General features: G+C 67.3%; 17 protein-coding genes and 1 pseudogene. 14 read left to right on the top strand and 4 right to left on the bottom strand.

Annotation, left to right across the window (positions count from 1 at the left end; translation table 11 throughout):
- Window positions 1-70 precede the first annotated feature (70 nt).
- The 3 genes and pseudogenes from LAJ19_RS06145 (at window position 71) to LAJ19_RS06135 (ending at window position 3,175) form a co-directional block, all read left to right on the top strand.
- Window positions 71-946, top strand: a complete 876-nt coding sequence (locus LAJ19_RS06145) for a C40 family peptidase (protein ID WP_225477589.1) — start codon at window positions 71-73, stop codon at window positions 944-946.
- Window positions 943-1,974 carry a mandelate racemase/muconate lactonizing enzyme family protein gene (locus LAJ19_RS06140; protein WP_225477587.1) on the top strand — a complete coding sequence of 344 codons (1,032 nt, stop codon included), beginning with the start codon at window positions 943-945 and terminating at the stop codon, window positions 1,972-1,974. The genes LAJ19_RS06145 and LAJ19_RS06140 overlap by 4 nt, the downstream gene beginning before the upstream one ends.
- A pseudogene (locus LAJ19_RS06135) lies at window positions 1,971-3,175 on the top strand (Gfo/Idh/MocA family protein). Before LAJ19_RS06140 ends, LAJ19_RS06135 begins: the two are co-directional and overlap by 4 nt.
- 104 nt (window positions 3,176-3,279) lie before the next feature.
- Here LAJ19_RS06135 and LAJ19_RS06130 read toward each other — a convergent pair.
- Both LAJ19_RS06130 and LAJ19_RS06125 read right to left on the bottom strand, forming a co-directional pair.
- Window positions 3,280-4,026 carry an alpha/beta fold hydrolase gene (locus tag LAJ19_RS06130; RefSeq protein WP_225477586.1) on the bottom strand — a complete coding sequence of 249 codons (747 nt, stop codon included), beginning with the start codon at window positions 4,024-4,026 and terminating at the stop codon, window positions 3,280-3,282.
- On the bottom strand, window positions 4,023-4,775 hold the full coding sequence (locus tag LAJ19_RS06125; RefSeq protein WP_225477585.1) for an alpha/beta fold hydrolase: 753 nt from the start codon (window positions 4,773-4,775) through the stop codon (window positions 4,023-4,025). The genes LAJ19_RS06130 and LAJ19_RS06125 overlap by 4 nt, the downstream gene beginning before the upstream one ends.
- Window positions 4,776-4,956: 181 nt before the next feature.
- Here LAJ19_RS06125 and uvrC point away from each other — a divergent pair, with 181 nt between their 5' ends.
- The gene (gene uvrC, locus LAJ19_RS06120; RefSeq protein ID WP_225477584.1) at window positions 4,957-6,810 is read left to right on the top strand and encodes an excinuclease ABC subunit UvrC; all 1,854 of its coding nucleotides are present in this window, start codon (window positions 4,957-4,959) and stop codon (window positions 6,808-6,810) included.
- An 84-nt stretch (window positions 6,811-6,894) separates the two neighbouring features.
- Here the strand turns inward: uvrC and LAJ19_RS06115 are convergent, their stop codons facing one another.
- Window positions 6,895-7,053: a hypothetical protein gene (locus LAJ19_RS06115; protein WP_225477583.1), complete on the bottom strand. Its 159-nt coding sequence runs from the start codon at window positions 7,051-7,053 to the stop codon at window positions 6,895-6,897.
- 205 nt (window positions 7,054-7,258) lie between these two features.
- Between LAJ19_RS06115 and LAJ19_RS06110 the strand changes: the two genes are divergently transcribed.
- Window positions 7,259-7,978: a phosphatase PAP2 family protein gene (locus tag LAJ19_RS06110; RefSeq protein WP_225477582.1), complete on the top strand. Its 720-nt coding sequence runs from the start codon at window positions 7,259-7,261 to the stop codon at window positions 7,976-7,978.
- 10 nt (window positions 7,979-7,988) lie between these two features.
- Here the strand turns inward: LAJ19_RS06110 and LAJ19_RS06105 are convergent, their stop codons facing one another.
- Entirely contained in the window at window positions 7,989-9,398 is a 1,410-nt protein-coding gene (locus LAJ19_RS06105) for an aspartate kinase (protein ID WP_225477580.1), read from the bottom strand.
- 120 nt (window positions 9,399-9,518) lie between these two features.
- Between LAJ19_RS06105 and LAJ19_RS06100 the strand changes: the two genes are divergently transcribed.
- The 9 genes from LAJ19_RS06100 (at window position 9,519) to LAJ19_RS06060 (ending at window position 18,380) form a co-directional block, all read left to right on the top strand.
- Window positions 9,519-10,070, top strand: a complete 552-nt coding sequence (locus LAJ19_RS06100) for a YceI family protein (protein WP_225477578.1) — start codon at window positions 9,519-9,521, stop codon at window positions 10,068-10,070.
- A gap of 175 nt (window positions 10,071-10,245) precedes the next feature.
- Complete coding sequence (gap, locus tag LAJ19_RS06095; RefSeq protein WP_225477576.1) at window positions 10,246-11,238, top strand: type I glyceraldehyde-3-phosphate dehydrogenase; 993 nt, start codon at window positions 10,246-10,248, stop codon at window positions 11,236-11,238.
- 81 nt (window positions 11,239-11,319) lie between these two features.
- Window positions 11,320-12,492: a phosphoglycerate kinase gene (locus tag LAJ19_RS06090; RefSeq protein ID WP_225477574.1), complete on the top strand. Its 1,173-nt coding sequence runs from the start codon at window positions 11,320-11,322 to the stop codon at window positions 12,490-12,492.
- Window positions 12,493-12,532: 40 nt separating this feature from the next.
- On the top strand, window positions 12,533-13,564 hold the full coding sequence (locus LAJ19_RS06085; protein ID WP_225477572.1) for a GNAT family N-acetyltransferase: 1,032 nt from the start codon (window positions 12,533-12,535) through the stop codon (window positions 13,562-13,564).
- 5 nt (window positions 13,565-13,569) lie between these two features.
- Window positions 13,570-14,304 carry a triose-phosphate isomerase gene (gene tpiA, locus LAJ19_RS06080; protein WP_225477570.1) on the top strand — a complete coding sequence of 245 codons (735 nt, stop codon included), beginning with the start codon at window positions 13,570-13,572 and terminating at the stop codon, window positions 14,302-14,304.
- 444 nt (window positions 14,305-14,748) lie between these two features.
- On the top strand, window positions 14,749-16,092 hold the full coding sequence (gene asnS, locus LAJ19_RS06075; protein ID WP_225477568.1) for an asparagine--tRNA ligase: 1,344 nt from the start codon (window positions 14,749-14,751) through the stop codon (window positions 16,090-16,092).
- A gap of 126 nt (window positions 16,093-16,218) precedes the next feature.
- Window positions 16,219-17,109 carry a PhzF family phenazine biosynthesis isomerase gene (locus LAJ19_RS06070; protein ID WP_225477566.1) on the top strand — a complete coding sequence of 297 codons (891 nt, stop codon included), beginning with the start codon at window positions 16,219-16,221 and terminating at the stop codon, window positions 17,107-17,109.
- Window positions 17,110-17,164: 55 nt separating this feature from the next.
- Complete coding sequence (locus LAJ19_RS06065; RefSeq protein WP_225477565.1) at window positions 17,165-17,959, top strand: Cof-type HAD-IIB family hydrolase; 795 nt, start codon at window positions 17,165-17,167, stop codon at window positions 17,957-17,959.
- 64 nt (window positions 17,960-18,023) lie between these two features.
- Complete coding sequence (locus LAJ19_RS06060) at window positions 18,024-18,380, top strand: DUF1622 domain-containing protein (protein ID WP_225477563.1); 357 nt, start codon at window positions 18,024-18,026, stop codon at window positions 18,378-18,380.
- Window positions 18,381-18,394 lie beyond the last annotated feature (14 nt).

The following is an 18,394-nucleotide window of genomic DNA, read 5'->3' as shown; positions in this document are numbered from 1 at the left end:
CACGGCGGGGGGAACTGGCGTGCACCACTCGGGGCGGCGCCCGCGCAGGAATGGGCGTAGGCTGGGGCGCGTGAGTTCCCCAGTGCCTGACCCGCGCCTTCACGCTTTCGACCCGGCCATGCATGTCGCCGAGGAGGCCCTGCGCGGACAGCTGCCCGGAGACGCGTGGCGGTTCGTGCAGCCCCAGCCGGCCCACGTGGGCGCCGCGCGTCTGAGTCTGCGCGCCCAGCCCGACCTGCAGTCCGCGCAGGTGACCGAGGCGCTGCCCGGAGAGCCCCTGCAGCGCCTGTGGGACACCGCCGAAGGCTGGGCGCGCGTCCGCACCGCGCACGACGGGTACCTCGGCTGGGCGCGCGCGGACGGCCTGGTGGGCCCGCGCCCGCAGGGTGAGACGCTCACGGTCGGCGCCCTGCGGGCCCACGCGTTTGCCGGGCCCAGGATCAGTCAGCCCATCCGCGCGGAACTCGCCCTGGGAGCAGTCCTCACCCGGGGCGCCGGTGAGGTGGTGACCGAACAGGGCCGCCGCTGGGTGCCGGTCCTGCTGCCAGACAGCACGGACGCCTGGGTGCAGGAGGTGGTGTTCTCCCCCACCAGCGCCGATGTCGCGGACCTCGCCCTGCAGTTCCTTCACACGCCGTACGTGTGGGGCGGGCGCAGCGCGTGGGGCCTGGACTGCTCCGGCCTGACCCAGGTGGTGTACGCCGCCTGCGGGCGGGCTCTCCCACGTGACGCCGACCAGCAGCAGGCGGTCCTGACCCCAGTGCAGACGCCCGCCCGAGGTGACCTGGCCTTCTTCCCCGGACACGTGGGCCTCATGCTCAACGCCCGCGACATGGTGCACGCGAACGCCACGCACATGCGCGTCACCGTCGAAACCCTCGGCGAGAACGAGTACGGCACCCGCCTCGCGCAGACCCTCACCGGGTACGGACGGTGGACCCGGTGAGCACCCCGCCCACCGTCACGTGGGAAACCCTGGACCTGCACACCGCGCAACCGTTCGGCATTGCCCGCTGGACGCACAGCACCTACCCCCGCACCTTCGTCACGCTCGACGCGGGCGGCCTCACTGGGCGCGGTGAGGCCGCCCCGAACGCCTACTACGGCGAGACGCGCGGCACCGTGGACGCGGTGCTGCCCCTGCTCGCCGGGGCCCTGACCGACCCGTGGGACTGGGACGGCCTGCACGCGCAGCTCTGCGCAAAAATGCCACACGACCACCCCAGCGTGAAATGCGCACTGGAAATGGCTGCCGTGGAATGGTGCGCCCACGCCGCCGGCGTGCCCGTCTGGCGCCTGCTGGGCCTCTCGCCCGCTGCCCTGCCGGAAAGCAGCTACACCGTCAGTCTCGCGTCCCTGGACGACATGCGCCGGCAGGCGCGCGACGCCGCGGCCCGCGGTCACGGCGTTCTGAAGGTCAAACTCGGCACCGCGCAGGACGAAGCGATCCTCGAGGCGCTGCGGGAGGAAGCGCCCCACGTCGCCCTGAGGGTCGACGCGAACGCCGCCTGGACCCGCACGCAGGCGCGGCGGATGCTCGGCGTGCTCGACGCCGCCCGCGTGGAATTCGTGGAACAGCCCCTCGCGGCCGGCGACCTCGACGGGCACGCCGCACTGCGCGCCGTGTCCACGGTGCCCATCGTCGCTGATGAAAGCCTGCACCACGTCGCGGACATCCTCCCGCTCGCCCGCGCGTTCGACGGCGTGAACCTCAAACTGGCCAAGCTGGGCGGCCCCCTGCAGGCCCTGCGGGCGCTGCGACTCGCCCGCGCGCACGGCCTGCACGTCATGATGGGCTGCATGATTGAAAGCAGCCTCGGGATCGCCGCCGCCGCGCACCTTGCCGGCGCCTGCGACTGGGCCGACCTGGACGGCGCCCTGCTCCTCGCGGACGACCCGTTCACCGGGCTCCGCTGGACGGCCGGGCACCTCGCCCGGCCCGACGGGCCCGGCTGGGGCGTGCAGCGCGCATGATCCCCCGCGTGGCGGTCATCGGCTGCGGAAACCGCGGCGCGGACGTGTACGCCCGGCACCTCGCTGCGCACGGCGCGCAGATCACGCACCTGATCGACGCCCGACCTCATCGGCTCACCGAGGTGGCCGCCCGGCACGGTGTGCCGGTCGAACGTCAGTTCACGCACTGGGACGAGTTCTTCACGCTGGGCCGCGTCGCGGACGCCGTGGTGATCGCCACGCCCGACGACGCGCACGTCGCGCCCACCCTGCAGGCCCTGGCGCTCGGCTACGACGTGCTGCTCGAAAAACCCATCTGCCTGCACGAACACGAACTCAACGAACTGCTCACGGCCGAAGCCGCGTCACCCGGCCGCGTGGCCGTATGCCACGTGCTGCGCACCGCCCCCTTCTTTCAGGAGGTCCGCCGGATCCTGCACACCGGCACGCTCGGCCAGCTCGTCGGGGTGCAGCACGCCGAGAACGTCGCGTTCTGGCACTATGCGCACTCCTACGTGCGCGGCAACTGGCGCGCCTCCCCCCCGCAGCGCCGTTCCTGCTTGCCAAAAGCTGCCACGACCTCGACCTGCTGCGGGCCTTTGCCGGCGCGCCGCCCGCCCGGGTCAGCAGCGCCGGCGCCCTGCATCACTTCCGTCCCGAACACGCCCCTCCCGGCGCTGCCCGGCGGTGCACCCAGTGCCCTGTCCTGGACTGCCCGTATGACGCTCGGCGCATCTACCTCACCCGCGACCCGCACACGTGGCCCGTCACCGTCCTCACCGCCGGCGGGCAGAGCGTCGTGGAGGCACTGCAGACCGGCCCGTACGGGGAATGCGTGTACCTCGGCCTGAACAACGTCATGGATCACCAGGCCGTCACTGTGAGTTTCCAGAACGGCGTGCAGGCGCAACTCACCGTGAGTGCCTTCACGCACAACAACACCCGCACCCTGAAACTTCTCGGCACGCACGGCGAACTGCGCGCCCACATGGACCGCGGCGAACTGGAACTGCACCACTTCCGCACCGGCCTCAGCGACACCTGGACGGTCCAGACCAACGGCCGGCACGGCGGGGGCGACGAAGCCATGATCCGGGCGTGGCTCGCCGCCCTTCGCGGAGAGTCACCCCTCCCCACCCCATTGTCTGAATCTCTGGACTCTCACCGGATGGCGTTTGCCGCTGAGCAGGCGCGGATCAAGGGCGAGCCCGTGAACCTCTGATCTTGGAGGAAGTGATGACAGACAGGTCAACTATCAAGATAGTGAAAAGATTCACGGATAAGCTGTGTCGTGAAATCGATGTTCTCTTTTTCTACACCGTTTTTCTACACTGACAGTTCTCTGAGAAAGTCAAGCGTAAACCGCGCCACCGCTTGCGGATGGGAGTCCGTCAGGGCGTGGGTGCCGCCCTCGATCTGCCGCACCAAAGCGTCGGGAATATCCACCTGAATCCGCTGCACCGTCCAGGACTGCACCACGGGGTCCGCCAGCCCGTCAAGCAGCAGGGTCGGGACGTCCACCCGCCCCAGCAGCGGCCCGGTCATATGCACCTGCTGGTCCCGGGCAAGCAGGTAGATGCGCCGCAGGCCACACCGCGAATACGCACGGATTCCTGGAACAAGCAACCCGGGACGTTCCCTCGGCAGGTCCCTGAGCAGGCGCAGCAGCTGAACATGCACACTTGGGTTCTCAGGAATTCCCGTCGGCGCACAGGCGACCAGGGCACACGCCGCGCCGGGGTGGCGCGCTGCCAGGTCAAACATCACCTCTCCCCCGAGCGAGTGCCCCAGCATGGGCGCGCCCCACAACCCCGCCTGGCGCAGCCACGCTGCGAGGTGATCCGTGAGGTGCTCAATGCACACCGGGTACGCCGGCCGGTCGTCCGAATGACCGTGTCCCGGCGGGTCGTAGACGAAGACCGTTCGTTCCCGCGCGAGTTCGCGGGCCAGCCGGACGTACATCCATGAGGCGCACGCCAGCCCTGGAACAAGCACCAGCGGCCGGCCTTTTCCCCGCTTCCAGGCGTGCGTACGCAGCCCATTCACGGTCAGGTAGGTGGCTTCCCCGCTCAACCCGTCACGTCTCCGCCGGGTGCGCCGGGACTGCTCAGGAACGCCAGGAGCAGCGCATTGAACCGCCGGGGGTCATCCACCATGACCACGTGGCCGGCGCGTGGAATCACCTCGAACTGCGAACCGGGCAACGCTTCGTGCAGCAGGCGGCCCAGTTCCAGCGGCACGAGCACGTCCCGCTCACCCCAGATGATCAGCGTGCGCGCCTGCACACCGGGCAGAACGTCCTGCACGCTGTCCTTGAGGAGATCCACGGCGTTCCGCCACAGGTTCCACGGTCCGGCGCGCAGACTGTCAAGAACGATCCGGCCAATAAATCGTTTCTGGCCGATCAACGCCGCGCGGGGCAGGTGCAGCGCCGTCCGGACGGCGCTCGCACGCAGCAGGCCGCTGGCACAGACGAGCACGAGGTTCCGCACACGCCCGGGGGCACCTGCGGCGACGTGAAGGCTGATCTGCCCGCCCATGGAGTGACCCACGAGCGTGACGTCGTGCAGGTCGTGGTGATCGAGCCACGCGACAATCAGGGCCGCAGCGGCCCGCACCGTCAGGGACCGCTGGCCGCGCGAGAGTCCATAGCCGCTGAGGTCCAGGGTGTAGACGCGGTGCTGCTGCTCAAGGGCAGGGATGTTGAAGCGCCACCAGCGGCTGGAGCCGCTCAGGCCGTGAACCAGCACGATGGGGCGGCCCTCCCCGTGAGTGGCGTAGGTAAGCCGGGATCGCCCGTGGGTGAAGGTTTCGGCGGGCACAGCTGGAGCATAGAGCGTTCACTCCCCGGGCAGCTTGATCAAACCATAAGCACGCTTGTGAGTAGTTTCACGATTAACCGGGTTGTGAAATTTTAGTCTCCTTCGTTGCGATCCGCTCCGGCTGACGGCACCGGGGGCCTTGTCACGGACACCGCCGCCACCCTCCCCTATCCTGACAGACGTGCATCCAGACGATCTGCCCGTGCTGCCCATCACCCCCGGCGTGTACATCTTCCGCAAGGGCGGCACCCCGATCTACATCGGCAAGGCGAACAACCTCCGCAGCCGCGTCGGACAGCACTTCAAAGCAGGCGGCAAAAGCGGAAAGTTCACCGCGCTGGCCGACACCCTGGAATTCATCACGGCCCGCAACGAGGTGGAGGCGCTCGTGCTGGAAGCCAACCTCATCAAGCAGCACCGCCCCCACTACAACGTCACGCTCAAGGACGACAAACACTACCCGTTCCTGAAACTCACCAACGAAACCTTCCCCATGCTGGTCGTGACCCGCCGCGTGCTCAAGGACGGCGGCAACTACTACGGCCCGTACCCGGACTCGTCTGCCGTGCGCCGAGTCAAGCACCTGATCGACACCATGTTCCCGCTGCGCAAGAACAGCGGCCTGCCCCTGCAGAAAAAACCCCGCCCCTGCCTGAACTACCACATGGGCCGCTGCCTGGGACCCTGCGTGGACCGTGCCGAGCCGGACGCGTACGCGCGGGTGGTCGAGGACGTCCGCGCCCTGCTCGAAGGCCGCGCCGCGCCCGTGATCGCCCGGCTGCGTGACGACATGAAAGTCGCTGCCAGCGCCCAGGACTTCGAGCAGGCCGCCCGCGTGCGCGACCGCGTGCAGGCCGTGGAAAAGCTGTTCGGAACAGAACAGCACGCCTTCGTGAGTGACGAAACCGACCTGGACTTCCTGGGCGCCGCGCAGGCCGGGGAGTACGCCATGGTGCAGCTGTTCCGCATGCGCGGGGGGCGGGTCGTGGGCCGCGACAAGCGGTTCCTGACCGGCACGGAGGACGCTCCGCTCGGTGAGATTGTCGAGGCGTTCGTGCAGGACTACTACACGCAGGCCACCCACGTCCCGCCGCTGATTCTGCTGCCCGCCGACTTCGAGGACGCGCCCATCTGGAGTGAATTCCTCAGCGAGAAAGCCGGCCGGCGCATCGAGATGCGCGCCCCGAAACGCGGCGACAAGGTCGACCTGATTGACATGGCGCAGCGCAACGCCACCACGGGCCTGGAAAGCGAACTCGCGCTGCTCGAGCGCCGCGGCGACCACCCCGGACTGGACGCCCTGCGGGAGGTGCTGGCCCTCCCGGACCGCCCATGGCGGATCGAAGGGTACGACAACAGCAACCTGTTCGGCACGAACATCGTGTCCGGCATGGTCGTGTTTGAGGGCGGCCGGACGCGGCGCGGCGAGCACCGGCGCTTCAAGGTGCGCGGCCTGGACCACCCGGACGACTACACCAGCATGCGCCAGACGATCACGCGGCGCTTCACCGGCAGCCTCGCGGACAAGCTGCCCCTCCCGGACCTGCTGCTGATCGACGGCGGGCGCGGACAGGTGAATGCCGCGCTGGACGCCCTGAAAGAAGCCAACGTGCAGATTCCCGTGGTCGGGCTTGCCAAACGTGAGGAACGCCTGATCCTGCCCGGGCGGTACGGCGCGCAGTGGTGGCTGGACACAGGAACCGAAATCGGCGTGGAGCGCGAACTGCTTCTGCCTCACACGCACCCGGCCCTGCGCATGCTGATCGGCGTGCGCGACGAGGTGCACAACTACGCCGTGACGTACCACCGCAAGCTGCGCGGACAGGACATGCTGCGCAGCGTGTTCGACGATCTGCCCGGCATCGGTCAGAAACGCCGGGACGCGCTGCTGGAACACTTCACCAGCCTGGAGGATCTCGCCAGCGCCCCGGTAGAACAGATTGCCGCGGTGCCGGGCATGACGCTGCGCGCCGCGCAGAGCGTCAAGACGTTCCTGACGCAGCGCGAAGCGAACCACACGCCGCTGAGCAACTGAACGCGCCGCGCCCCGCAGGGCCCGAAAAGGGCGCCGCTCCTCTTCACGGGGAAGGGAGCGGCGCGCAGAGGCAACTGGCCGGGGTCACGCGAGATTCAGCCGGTGCAGCAGGGCCTGAAGACCGCGGGGCTTGCGGGGCGACTGGGCATCGCGGGCCGCCTGGGCCTGCCGGACGAGTCGATGCTGCTCGGCCTCCTGAAGGAGGGCCTGCGCGTGAAGGGAACCGAGGAACTGGTGTTGCATGACGCTCTCCTTGGGGTGGAACGCGGCCGGCCGTGGTGGCGGGCACTGGGAGGCGTTCCCGATGTGCCTCATGGTGCGCTGTGCACAGGGCCTGGCACATGCGTCAGGGAGCGCAGGGCGCACTGCGCCACTGTGCCTAGCGGACCTGGGGGACCGTTAAGCATCCGGCAACGCGCAGGCGCACGGCAGAGGCTGTAATGGGCCCATGTTTCCCCGGTCCCGCCGTGAATTCCTGCCGTTCATCAAGGATCACTGGCGCTCCCTGCTGTTTCTGCTGCTGGGGGTCATGATTCCGTTTGCGCTGTTCACCCAGCTGAGCCACGAGATTTTCCGGGAGGGCGGCTTCGAGTGGGACCAGGCGGTCTTGAACTGGTACGCGCAGCGGCGCACGCCGGGCCTGACGCGCTTCGCGCAGCTTCTGGCGCAACTGGGCGGCGTGTCGGTCCTGCCGTTCGTGACGTTCGCCATCGCGTGGCTGCTCGGCCAGACACGCGGCAAGGCGCACGGGTGGTTCCTCGTGACCGGCGTGGTGGGCGCCATCCTGCTGAATGTCGCGGCGAAAGTGGTGTTTCAGCGCCCCCGCCCGGACGAGCTGGTGGCCGTCCTGACCGAGCCCGGGTACAGCTTCCCAAGCGGGCACGCCATGGCGAACGCCGCGTTCGGGATCGCCCTGACCCTGGTGTTCTGGCGGTCCCGGGCCGGCTGGCCGGTCGCCGTGTTCGGGGCGCTGTGGGCAGTGGCGGTGGGCGCAAGTCGCAATTACCTGGGCGTGCACTACCCGTCCGATGTGCTGGCGGGCTTCACGGCCAGCGCCACCTGGGTGGCGGGCGTGTACATCCTGATGCGCCGGCGCTGGCCGCAACTGCGCCGCTCGCCTGCCGGGCCGCAGGACACGCTGGGTGAACCGCCGGCAGCCCAGAGCTAGGGTGATGTGCTCAGGCGCTGACCTTGGTTTCCCCCAGCCCGAAGGCGCTGTGCACAGCGACTGTGGCGGCGTCCACGTGCGCGGCCTCCACGGCAACGGAGACGTTCAGTTCGCTGCTGCCCTGGGAGATCATCAGGACATTGACGTCCTGCTCGGCCAGCGCAGTGAACATCCGCGCAGACACCCCCCTCTGGCCGCGCATGCCGCTGCCCACGATCGCCAGGACGGCCACGCCGTCCTGCTCCTCGACCTTCAGTTCCAGACTCACGCCGGCGCGCAGGGCGGCCAGGGTGCGCTCGGCGTCCACGGTCTGCACCGCCAGGGACACGTTGCTCATGGAGGAACTCTGCGAGACCATCAGCAGCGTGACGTTCTCCCGGGCGATCGCGTCGAACACACTGGCGATCACTTCCGGGATGCCCAGGACGCCCGCACCGCTCACGTTGATGATGCTGACGTTCCGGATGGCCGTCACGGCCTTGACCGGGTGACGGGCGTCGTCGCGCGGCGCGGCCTGCACGAGCGTGCCGGGAAAGTCCGGGTCCGCGGCACTTTTCACGCGCAGCGGGATGCCGCTTTCCTGCAGGGGCGTCACGGCCAGGGGGTGCAGGACCTTCGCTCCGAAGTACGCGAGTTCCATCACCTCGCCGTACGAGAGCACCTCGATGTTCTGCGCGTCGCGCACCACGCGCGGGTCGGCACTCATGACGCCGTCGACGTCCTTCCACGCCCACACCTCGTCGGCGCCAAGGGCTTTGCCGATGATGGTGGCGCTGAAATCCGTGCCGCCGCGGCCCAGCGTGGTGATGGCGCCCTTCTCGGTTTCACCCATGAAGCCGGCCACGACCGGCGTGACGCCCGCACTCAGCAGGCCGCTGAGGCGGTCCTTGACGCGTTCGTAGGTGCTGAGAAGCGGTTTGGCATTCCCGAAGTGCGAATCGGTCAGGATGCCGGCCTCACCGCCGGTGAGATGGTGGGCGCGCAGGCCATCCTGTTCCAGCGCGAGGCGCATCAGCGGCGCCGAGAGCCGCTCACCGAACGCGACGATCAGATCGCGGCTGCGCGGCGTGAGTTCGCGCAGCAGGTACACGCCGTACACCGCCTGGCGGAGCGTTTCATGCATCTCGCGGATCTCCCGCACGGTGTCACTGTCGGGCGCGGCGCCCAGTTCCTGCGCCGCCGTGAAGTGGCGGGTGCGCATCAGGGCGATCTCGTCGTTGGCGCTGGCAATGTCGCCGGACTGGGCGGCGTCAGCGAGTTTCAGCAGCTGGTTGGTGACGCCGGCCATGGCTGAGACGACCACGACGACCTTCACGTGGTCGCGCAGACTCCGCGCGGCCAGCGTGGCGCTGTGGCGGATGGCGCGGGCGTCCTGCATGTTGGTGCCGCCGAATTTCATTACGAGGAGGTCGTAGGCCATAGCCCGCAGTATGACGCGGCGCCCCGGCCAGCCGGGCTCAGGCGTCTGTGCAGCCTGCAGGGGGGGCGGGGCAGAAGGTCGTTTCACCAGGGCTTCACGGGGTCAGGTCAAGATCGTGGCATGAAGCGGACAATTGCAGGACTGGCAGGGACCGCCCTCGTGGCGGGGTCCATGGTGAGCGCGGCCCCTTACCGCGCCTCAGACGGTACGGCGACGTTTACGTACACCGTGAGGTTCATTCCGGTGCGCGGCACGATCAGTGGCGTGAGTGCGAGCGTGACGCTGGACCCCGCGAATCTCGCGGCGACCGCCGGCACGGTGACGGTGCCGGTGGCGAACCTGAAAACCGGCATCAGCCTGAGGGACGCCCATGCCAAGCGTGAGGACGCCCTCAACGCCGCGAAGTTCCCGAACGCGACGTTCACGCTGGAGAAACTCACCGGCGGGAAGCTGGTGGAGGGTCAGACGCTGGCCACGACGGCCACCGGGAAACTGACAGTGAAGGGCACGGCGAAGGCTGTCAGCGTGCCGGTGAAGGCAACGCTGCAGGACGGGAAGGTGAACGTGAGCACCCAGTTCAAGTTCAACCCGTTCGACTTTGACGTGCGCTACCCGGGCAGCAGTGACAGCGTGACGGTGGAGGTCTCGTTCGTGCTCACGACCACCGGCTGAGCGGTCGGAACAGGAGCAGCGCCCCGCGGGGCGCTTTTTTCTTGTACCCGGTACAGAACTCTGTTCGTGTACAGGTGACACGAAGGGGCGCCTTGACATCAGGCGTTAAACTGCCACATGCGAGGTGACCCACCCCACGATTCAGGGGGAGGCACCTCACGACTGGAGGCACAGCATGAAAGTAGGGATTAACGGCTTCGGCCGCATCGGCCGTCTGGTGTTCCGCATCCTCGTGGCGCGCGGCGTGGACGTCGTCGCCATCAACGACCTCACCGACAACAAGACGCTCGCCACCCTCCTGAAGTACGACAGCACCGCCGGCAAGTTCGACGGCACCGTCGAGTACGACGAATCCAGCCTCACCGTGAACGGCAAGCAGATCCACGCCCTGGCCGAACGCGATCCCGCCAACATCAAGTGGGGCGACCTGGGCGTCGACATCGTGATCGAGTCCACCGGGATCTTCACCAGCCGCGAAGGCGCCGGCAAGCACCTCGAGGGCGGCGCGAAGAAGGTCATCATCACCGCCCCCGCCAAAGGCGAGGACATCAGCGTCGTGCTGGGCGTCAACGAGCAGGACTACGACCCCGCGCAGCACAACATCATCAGCAACGCCAGCTGCACCACCAACAGCCTCGGCGCCCCCATGAAGCTGATCGACGAAGCCTTCGGCATCGAGAAGGCCATCATGACCACCGTCCACTCCTACACCAACGACCAGCGCGTGCTGGACCTGCCGCACAGCGACCTGCGCCGCGCGCGCGCCGCCGCCGTGAACATCATCCCCACCAGCACCGGCGCCGCCAAGGCCGTGTCCCAGGTGTACCCCGCCCTGAAAGGCAAGTTCGACGGCACCAGCCTGCGCGTGCCCACCCCCACCGGCTCCATCAGCGACGTCGTCGTGATTCTCAAGCGCGAGGTTACCGTTGACGAGGTGAACAAGGTCTTCCGTGACGCCGCCGAAGGCAGCCACAAGGGCATCATCGCCTACACCGAAGACCCCATCGTCCTGTCCGACATCGTGGGCGACCCGCACAGCGCCATCATCGACGGCGGCCTGACCATGGTGATGGGCAACCTCGTGAAGTTCTTCAGCTGGTACGACAACGAGTGGGGCTACAGCAACCGCATCGCCGACCTCGTCGAACTCGTGCAGCAGAAAGGCTAAAGCGCCCACCCGTGATGGTTGATGGTTGATGGTCCTTACCGTCCACCATCAACCATCACTTCCTGTGTTCCTGGAGGTCCCATGCAGAACCTGAATTCCCTCGATGTCAGCGGCAAACGCGTCCTGGTGCGCGTGGACTACAACGTGCCCGTCAAGGACGGCGTGGTGCAGGACGACACGCGCGTCACCGCCAGCCTCCCCACCATCAACGCCCTGCTGGACGCCGGGGCGCGCAACGTGATCCTCATGAGCCACTTCGGCCGTCCCAAGAACGGCCCTGAAGAGAAATACTCTCTGCGCCCCGTGGCGCCGGTCCTGCAACAGGTGCTGGGCCGCCCGGTCACGTTCATTGAAGGCACCGCCGACAGCGAGGAAACGCTCGCCGCGGTGCAGGCCCTGCCCGGCGGCGCCGTGGCGCTGCTGGAGAACGTGCGCTTCAGCACCGGCGAGGAGAAGAACAACGCCGAGCTGAACGAGAAACTTGCCCGCCTGGGTGACGCGTTCGTGCTGGACGCGTTCGGCAGCGCCCACCGCGCGCACTCCTCCGTCAGCGGCGTGGCTGAACGCCTGCCGCACGCGGCCGGCACCCTGCTGCAAACCGAAGTGGACGCCCTCGGGAAACTCCTGCACGGCGCCGAACGCCCGTACGTGGTGATCATCGGCGGCGCGAAGGTCAGCGACAAGATCAAGGTCATTGAGAACCTGCTGCCCCGCGTGGACCGCCTCCTGATCGGTGGCGGCATGGCCTACACGTTCATCAAGTCGCAGGGCGGCAAGATCGGCGAGAGCATCCATGAAGACGATCAGCTTGACCTCGCCCGCCGCCTGCTCAGCGAGTACGGGGACAAAATCATGCTGCCCGTGGACGTCGTTGCCGCCGACGCCTTCAGCGCCGACGCGAACACCCAGGTGGTGGCCTCGAACGCCATCCCGGACGGGTGGCAGGGCCTGGACGCCGGACCCGCCACGGTCGAGCAGTACAGCGAGGCGCTCAAGGGGGCCAGAACCGTCTTCTGGAACGGACCACTCGGTGTATTCGAATTCCCCGCCTTCGCCAGTGGCACCAACGCCATCGCCGCCGCCGTGGGCAGCCTGAAGAACCAGGCGTACACCGTGATCGGCGGCGGCGACTCCGTAAGCGCCATCAACAAGAGCGGCAAAGCCGATCAGATCGACCACATCAGCACCGGCGGCGGCGCCAGTCTCGAACTGCTCGAAGGCAAAGCGCTGCCCGGCGTCGAAGCAATGAAATGAGCCACGCCGGGGTCGGCACGCGTGACACACTGGAGGTCACATGACCACCAGCACACCAACCGTCATGCGGCGCGACCGCACGCAGTTCACCGAGGAATTCACCCGGCAGTTCGTGACCCACCTGAACGAACTCAGACGCGAATCGAACCCCGGTGACCCGGCCATCCGCGCGCAGGACATCTGGGGTCAGCTGCAGCACCTCCCCGCCATGGTCGACATGCACATCTGGACCGTGGAGGACGACACCGGCATTCACGCCCACGCCCGCACGCAGATGCTGAACCTCGACACCAACCGGCACGTCGCGGAACTCGACGTCATGGTCGCGCCCGCCTGGCGACACCGGGGCCTGGGCCGCGACCTGCTGCGCCAAGCCGCGCAGTTCGTGCAGACGCGCGGGCGGACCCTGCTGCTGACCCGCACCGTTGACCGCGTGCCGGCGGGCGAGGCGTTCGCTGTGCGCGCCGGCTTCGAGCGGGGGCAGGTGAACCGCGAGAGCCGGCTGATGCTCACAGACATCCCGGACGGCCTGCTCGACCGCTGGACCGCCCGTCCCGACGACGACTACAGCATCGAATTCTGGCTGAACGGAACGCCCGACGCGCAACTGACCGGGTACGCCACCCTCCTGAACGTGATGAACAGCGCCCCACGGGACGACCTGAACGTGGAGGACACCCACATCACCGCGAAGGAAGTCCAGGAAATGGAGCAGCTGAGCCGCGCCGGTGGGCGCACGCTCCTGACCGCCGTGGTCCGCGCCCCGAACGGCGAGCTGGTTGGCCTGAACGAACTGTCCTGGCGCGAAGCGCGCCCGGAGATCGTGGCGCAGGGCAACACCGGGGTGCTGCCCGAACACCGAGGCCACGGCCTGGGCCGCTGGCTGAAAGGGGCGAACGTGAAGGAACTCGCCCGGCACAATCCGGGCGCCCGCGAAATCCGCACGCAGAATGCCGAGAGCAACAGCCCGATGCTCAAAATCAACACCGACATGGGCTTCCGGCCGTTCATTGCCGCCACCGTGTGGCAGGGCGACGTGCACACGGTCCTGGCCCGCCTGAAAAAGGAGTAAGACACATGCCGAACAACCTGCTGGCCCTGAACTGGAAGATGAACAAGACCCCCACCGAGGCGCGCGCGTGGGCGCAGGATCTCTCGGAGAAACTCGTTCCGGGCGACGCGACCCTGGCCGTTATGGCGCCCGCCGTGACCCTCAGTGCGCTCGCGGCCAACCTGCCGGCGGGCGTGGCCTTTGGGGGCCAGGACGTGTCTGCGCATGACTCCGGCGCGTACACCGGCGAGATCAGCGCCGCGATGCTCAAGGACGTCGGCGCGAGCTACGTTGTCGTGGGCCACAGCGAACGGCGTGACTACCACGGTGAGTCAGACGCCCTCGTGGCTGCCAAAGCCAGGCAGGCGCAGGCGAACGGCCTGATCCCCATCGTATGTGTGGGCGAGAAGCTCGATGTGCGCGAGAAAGGTGAGCACGTGCCCTTCACGCTGGCGCAGCTGACCGGCAGCCTGGAGGGCGTGAGCAGTGACGTGGTGATCGCCTACGAGCCTGTCTGGGCGATTGGGACTGGCCGGACCGCCACGGCCGACGACGCGGAGGAACTGGCCGCCGCCATTCGCGGCGCGCTGGAACAACGGTACGGCGCGGCGGCAGCTGAAGTGCGCGTGCTGTACGGCGGGAGCGTGAAGCCGGACAATATTGCCAGCATCTGCGCAAAGCCAAATGTGAACGGTGCGCTGGTGGGCGGCGCCAGTCTGAAGGTCTCTGATGTTCTGGGCATGAATGACGCGCTGAAGTGAACGGTGCAGCCCGCCATTTCGGCGGGTCTATATCAAATCAAGTGAATATTTTCACGATGAGGCAGATTCGTGATTTTATAATCTTCAAGATCTGATAATGTTCTTTCAAACGCCAAGCCTCGTGTGGGACCGCACACCAACCGGTTCACATTATCTTCGTTCCTCGCACGCTCGGCCCGGCGCAGACCTGGGCGCAGCCTCCGGGGACAGGGCAGCCTGCCTCCATGCATACCAGCTAAAGAAACCGACATTCGTGTCCTGTAGAGAGGGCGCCGCGCAGATACCCTTACCAAAGCCGAGCTGGAGAAAGAACCATCAAGAAGCGGCAGAGTGACAGAAAGACTAAATTCCAGTAACGGATGAACTGCGAGCTCGGACGGCAGATCTCGGCGGGAGCCCCGGCGCCGTGCCTGGACGTGCCGCGGCTGCCTATACTGAGCCGCGATGAGCGTTCATTCCAGCATTCACGACCTGAAACAACATGTGGGTCAGACGGTCACGCTGCACGCGTGGCTGACGGACAAAAGTGGCAAGGGGAAGATCCAGTTCCTGAAGCTCCGTGACGGGAGTGGCTTCGTGCAGGCCACTGTCTTCAAGAACGATGTCAGTGAAGACGTGTTCGAGCAGGCCAAACGCCTCACGCAGGAGCAGGCGGTCACGGTCACCGGTGAGGTCCGCGCCGATGACCGCGCCCCGGGTGGAGTGGAGCTCGCGGTGCAGGATCTCTCCCCCATCAGCGAGAATCACGCGGAGTACGCCATTACGCCCAAGGAGCACGGCATTGAGTTCCTGATGGATCACCGGCACGTGTGGCTACGGCACCGTCGTCCCTGGGCGATCATGCGCGTGCGCGACTGCGTGCAGCGTGCGGTCGTGGATTTCTTCCATGGCGAGGGGTTCATCCGGTTCGACGCGCCGTTCTTCACGCCGAACGCCGCGGAAGGCACCACGGAACTGTTCGAGATTGACCTGTTCGGTGAGGACAAGGCGTACCTTTCCCAGACCGGACAGCTGCATGCCGAGGCAGGAGCGTTCGCGTTCGGGAAGGTGTACACCTTCGGCCCGACGTTCCGCGCTGAGAAAAGCAAGACGCGCCGGCACCTGCTGGAGTTCTGGATGATCGAGCCCGAGGTGGTGCCCAGCAACCATGCGGAGAACATGGCGCTTCAGGAGCGGTTCGTGAGTTTCATCGTGCGCCGCGCCCTGAGTGAATGTCAGGAGGAACTGAAGGTCCTCGGTCGTGACGTCACCAGACTGGAGGGCGCGGCTGAGGGCAACTACCCGCGCGTCACTTACACGGACGCTCTGGACATCGTGCGTCAGCACATCGAGAGCCGGGATCTGCCGCCGAACGTTCAGGAGGACGTTCAGCCTGTCGAGTGGGGCGACGATCTGGGTGCGCCGCACGAGACGATTCTCGGGCATCACTTTGACCGTCCGGTGATTATTGAACGTTACCCGGCAGCCATCAAGGCGTTCTACATGCAGCCTGACCCGCTGGACCCACGCGTGGCGCTGTGTGACGACATGATTGCTCCTGAAGGGTACGGCGAGATTATTGGGGGCAGTGAACGCATCCATGATTACGATCTGCTGAAATCGCGCATTGAGCATGAGGGACTGCCCGTGGAGGCCTTCGAATGGTACCTGGATCTGCGCCGGACGGGCAGCATGCCGCACGCAGGCTTTGGGATGGGCCTGGAACGGGTGATCGCATGGATTACGGGCATTGACCACATTCGTGAGGCCATTCCGTTCCCACGGATGTTGACGCGAATGCGGCCTTAAAAAATTGGTGCATGTGGCCCTCTTTTTAGGGGGCCTGTATGTCCGCATTAAGTGAATTATTTCACGATTTTCTGCATCGTGAAATTCTTGTCCGATTATCCCGCTTCCTTGAGCTACACTGATGAGATGATCGCTTTCAGCGAGGTGAGCGCCTTCACCGATACCCCAGGGCACGGCAACCGTGCCGGGGTGGTCCTGGACGCCGCCCGGCTCTCACGGCAGGACATGCAGGCCCTCGCCACACACCTGGGGGCCCCGGAGACCGTGTTTATCACGAGGCGCGAAGGCCCAGTGGCCCGGGTCCGCTATTTCACGCCCACGCAGGAGGTCGAGTTCTGCGGGCACGCCACGGTCGCGCTTGGCCTGACGCTCGCTCAGGCCGGAGAGTGGACGGCTGGCGACGAGCTGCACCTCGACACTCTCGCCGGCCGGGTGCCCCTGCGTCTGGAGTGCGAAGCGGGCGTACCGCGGCGCGTGTGGATGCAGCAGCCCTCCCCTGCCTACCGTGCCCTGCCGGTCGAACTGCGTGAAGGACTGGCCGAGGCGCTCGGCATCAATTCCCGCATGATTCACCGCGGCCTGCCCATGGCCGCCGCCAGCACCGGCCTGTGGAGCGTCTTCGTGCCGCTCCTGGACAGCGTGATTCTCGACGGCCTGGAACCGGACCTCACGCGGATTCACGCGCTGAGTGACGCTCTGGGCGTCGTGAGTATCTACGCTTACGCGCCGATGGGCGTGAACCGCTTTGCCGCACGGGACTTCGCACCGGCGGTCGGCATCCCGGAAGATCCGGTCACGGGCAGCGCGGCGGGGGCCCTGATGGCGCTGCTGGCCCGGCAGGGGCGCCTCCCGGTCCGTGGCGACCGGGCGTGCGGACTGGTGTACCAGGGGCACGCCCTGGGCACGCCCGGTGAAGTTGAGGTGGAACTGGAGCTGCAGGGCGAACAGGTGCTGGCCGTGCACGTGGGTGGGTGCGCGACGGTGGAGCGCGAGGGGCACTGGCAGCCCGGCCACTGAGCGCCTGTCCACCCGACCCGGCGTGGCCCTGAGACGCAGCGCCTATAGTGCCCGGATGCTTGGACTGATCTGTGTGGACGTGGACGGCACCCTGGTGGGAACGGGAAATCACGTCCGGGAGGACGTGTGGGTGGCGCTGGCGCACGCCCGGGCTCAGGGCGTGCGGATTGCGCTGTGCAGCGGGCGTCCGGCCATCGGGAACGCGCGGACGTATGCCGAGCGCCTTGACCCGGACGGCTGGCACGTCTTCCAGAACGGCGCGAGCGTCGTGAATGTCGGTGACGGCCGCAGCCTGTCGGCGCCGTTCCCGAAAGACGGCCTGGCGCTGCTGCTGGACCGCGCCCGCCATACCGACCGGCTGCTGGAGGTGTACACGGACCTCGAGTTCGCGGTCACGAAACCCGGTGACCTCGCCGAGCGGCACGCGGCGCTGCTGGGCGTCCCGTACGAGGCGCGCGCGCCGCGCGACCTGCCGGGCAGCGTGGTTCGCACGCAGTGGGTGGTTCCGCGTGACGAGGAGACCGTCGTGACGGCTGAGGCGCACCCAGGCATGGAACTGCACCCGGCAGGCAGTCCGGTGATGCCGGAGGTCATGTTCATCAGTGTGACGGCCGCCGGAGTCAGCAAGGGCACGGCGGTGCAGCGCGTGGCGGCGCAGTACGGACTGGACATGGACCGCGTGATGATGGTCGGGGACGGCGAGAACGACGTGACCGCAATGCGCGTGGTGGGCCACCCCGTCGCCATGGGCAATGCCGACGCCCCCGCGGTCGCCGCGTCCCGGTACCGGGTTGCGCACGTGGATGACGGTGGGCTGCGCGAGGCGGTAGAGCTGGCCCTGAGCCTGTAAGGCGCTGGTTCAGGAACCCTTGAGCCTCCCAGAGAACCCTGAGGGCACGTGGAACACTCAGGGCATGTTCGAGGCCGTGAAGCACTGGACCGAAGTGGTGGCCACCGTGGTGGAGGTCGCGGCTGCGCTGCTGATCGCCGCAGCCACCCTCGTGGCCCTGGTGCAGGCCGTCATGGCCTTTGTGCGGCCCAGTCGGGAACCGGACCGGCAGAAGGAGAGCCTGCGCCTGGAGTTGGGCCGCTGGCTGGCGGTGGCGCTGGAGTTCACGCTGGCGGCCGATATCCTGCGCACAGCGATCGCGCCGTCGTGGGATGACATTGGGAAGCTCGCGGCCATCGCGACCCTGCGGACGCTGCTGAACTTCTTCCTGCAGCGTGAAATTGACGGCCACCGGGCCCGGCATGCAGACGCCGCGCCCTGAGGGTGGGCGCCCCG

It is taken from the genome of Deinococcus taeanensis (assembly GCF_020229735.1).
In the GTDB taxonomy this organism is placed as follows: domain Bacteria; phylum Deinococcota; class Deinococci; order Deinococcales; family Deinococcaceae; genus Deinococcus; species Deinococcus taeanensis.
This window is presented reverse-complemented; position numbering and strand designations above follow the sequence as displayed.

Coding starts and splice junctions, on each gene's coding strand:
- LAJ19_RS06115 (WP_225477583.1), bottom strand. CDS start 7,053: ATGCAACACCAGTTCCTCGGTTCCCTTCACGCGCAGGCCCTCCTTCAG.
- LAJ19_RS06110 (WP_225477582.1), top strand. CDS start 7,259: ATGTTTCCCCGGTCCCGCCGTGAATTCCTGCCGTTCATCAAGGATCAC.
- LAJ19_RS06105 (WP_225477580.1), bottom strand. CDS start 9,398: ATGGCCTACGACCTCCTCGTAATGAAATTCGGCGGCACCAACATGCAG.
- LAJ19_RS06100 (WP_225477578.1), top strand. CDS start 9,519: ATGAAGCGGACAATTGCAGGACTGGCAGGGACCGCCCTCGTGGCGGGG.
- gap (WP_225477576.1), top strand. CDS start 10,246: ATGAAAGTAGGGATTAACGGCTTCGGCCGCATCGGCCGTCTGGTGTTC.
- LAJ19_RS06090 (WP_225477574.1), top strand. CDS start 11,320: ATGCAGAACCTGAATTCCCTCGATGTCAGCGGCAAACGCGTCCTGGTG.
- LAJ19_RS06085 (WP_225477572.1), top strand. CDS start 12,533: ATGACCACCAGCACACCAACCGTCATGCGGCGCGACCGCACGCAGTTC.
- tpiA (WP_225477570.1), top strand. CDS start 13,570: ATGCCGAACAACCTGCTGGCCCTGAACTGGAAGATGAACAAGACCCCC.
- asnS (WP_225477568.1), top strand. CDS start 14,749: ATGAGCGTTCATTCCAGCATTCACGACCTGAAACAACATGTGGGTCAG.
- LAJ19_RS06070 (WP_225477566.1), top strand. CDS start 16,219: ATGATCGCTTTCAGCGAGGTGAGCGCCTTCACCGATACCCCAGGGCAC.
- LAJ19_RS06065 (WP_225477565.1), top strand. CDS start 17,165: ATGCTTGGACTGATCTGTGTGGACGTGGACGGCACCCTGGTGGGAACG.
- LAJ19_RS06060 (WP_225477563.1), top strand. CDS start 18,024: ATGTTCGAGGCCGTGAAGCACTGGACCGAAGTGGTGGCCACCGTGGTG.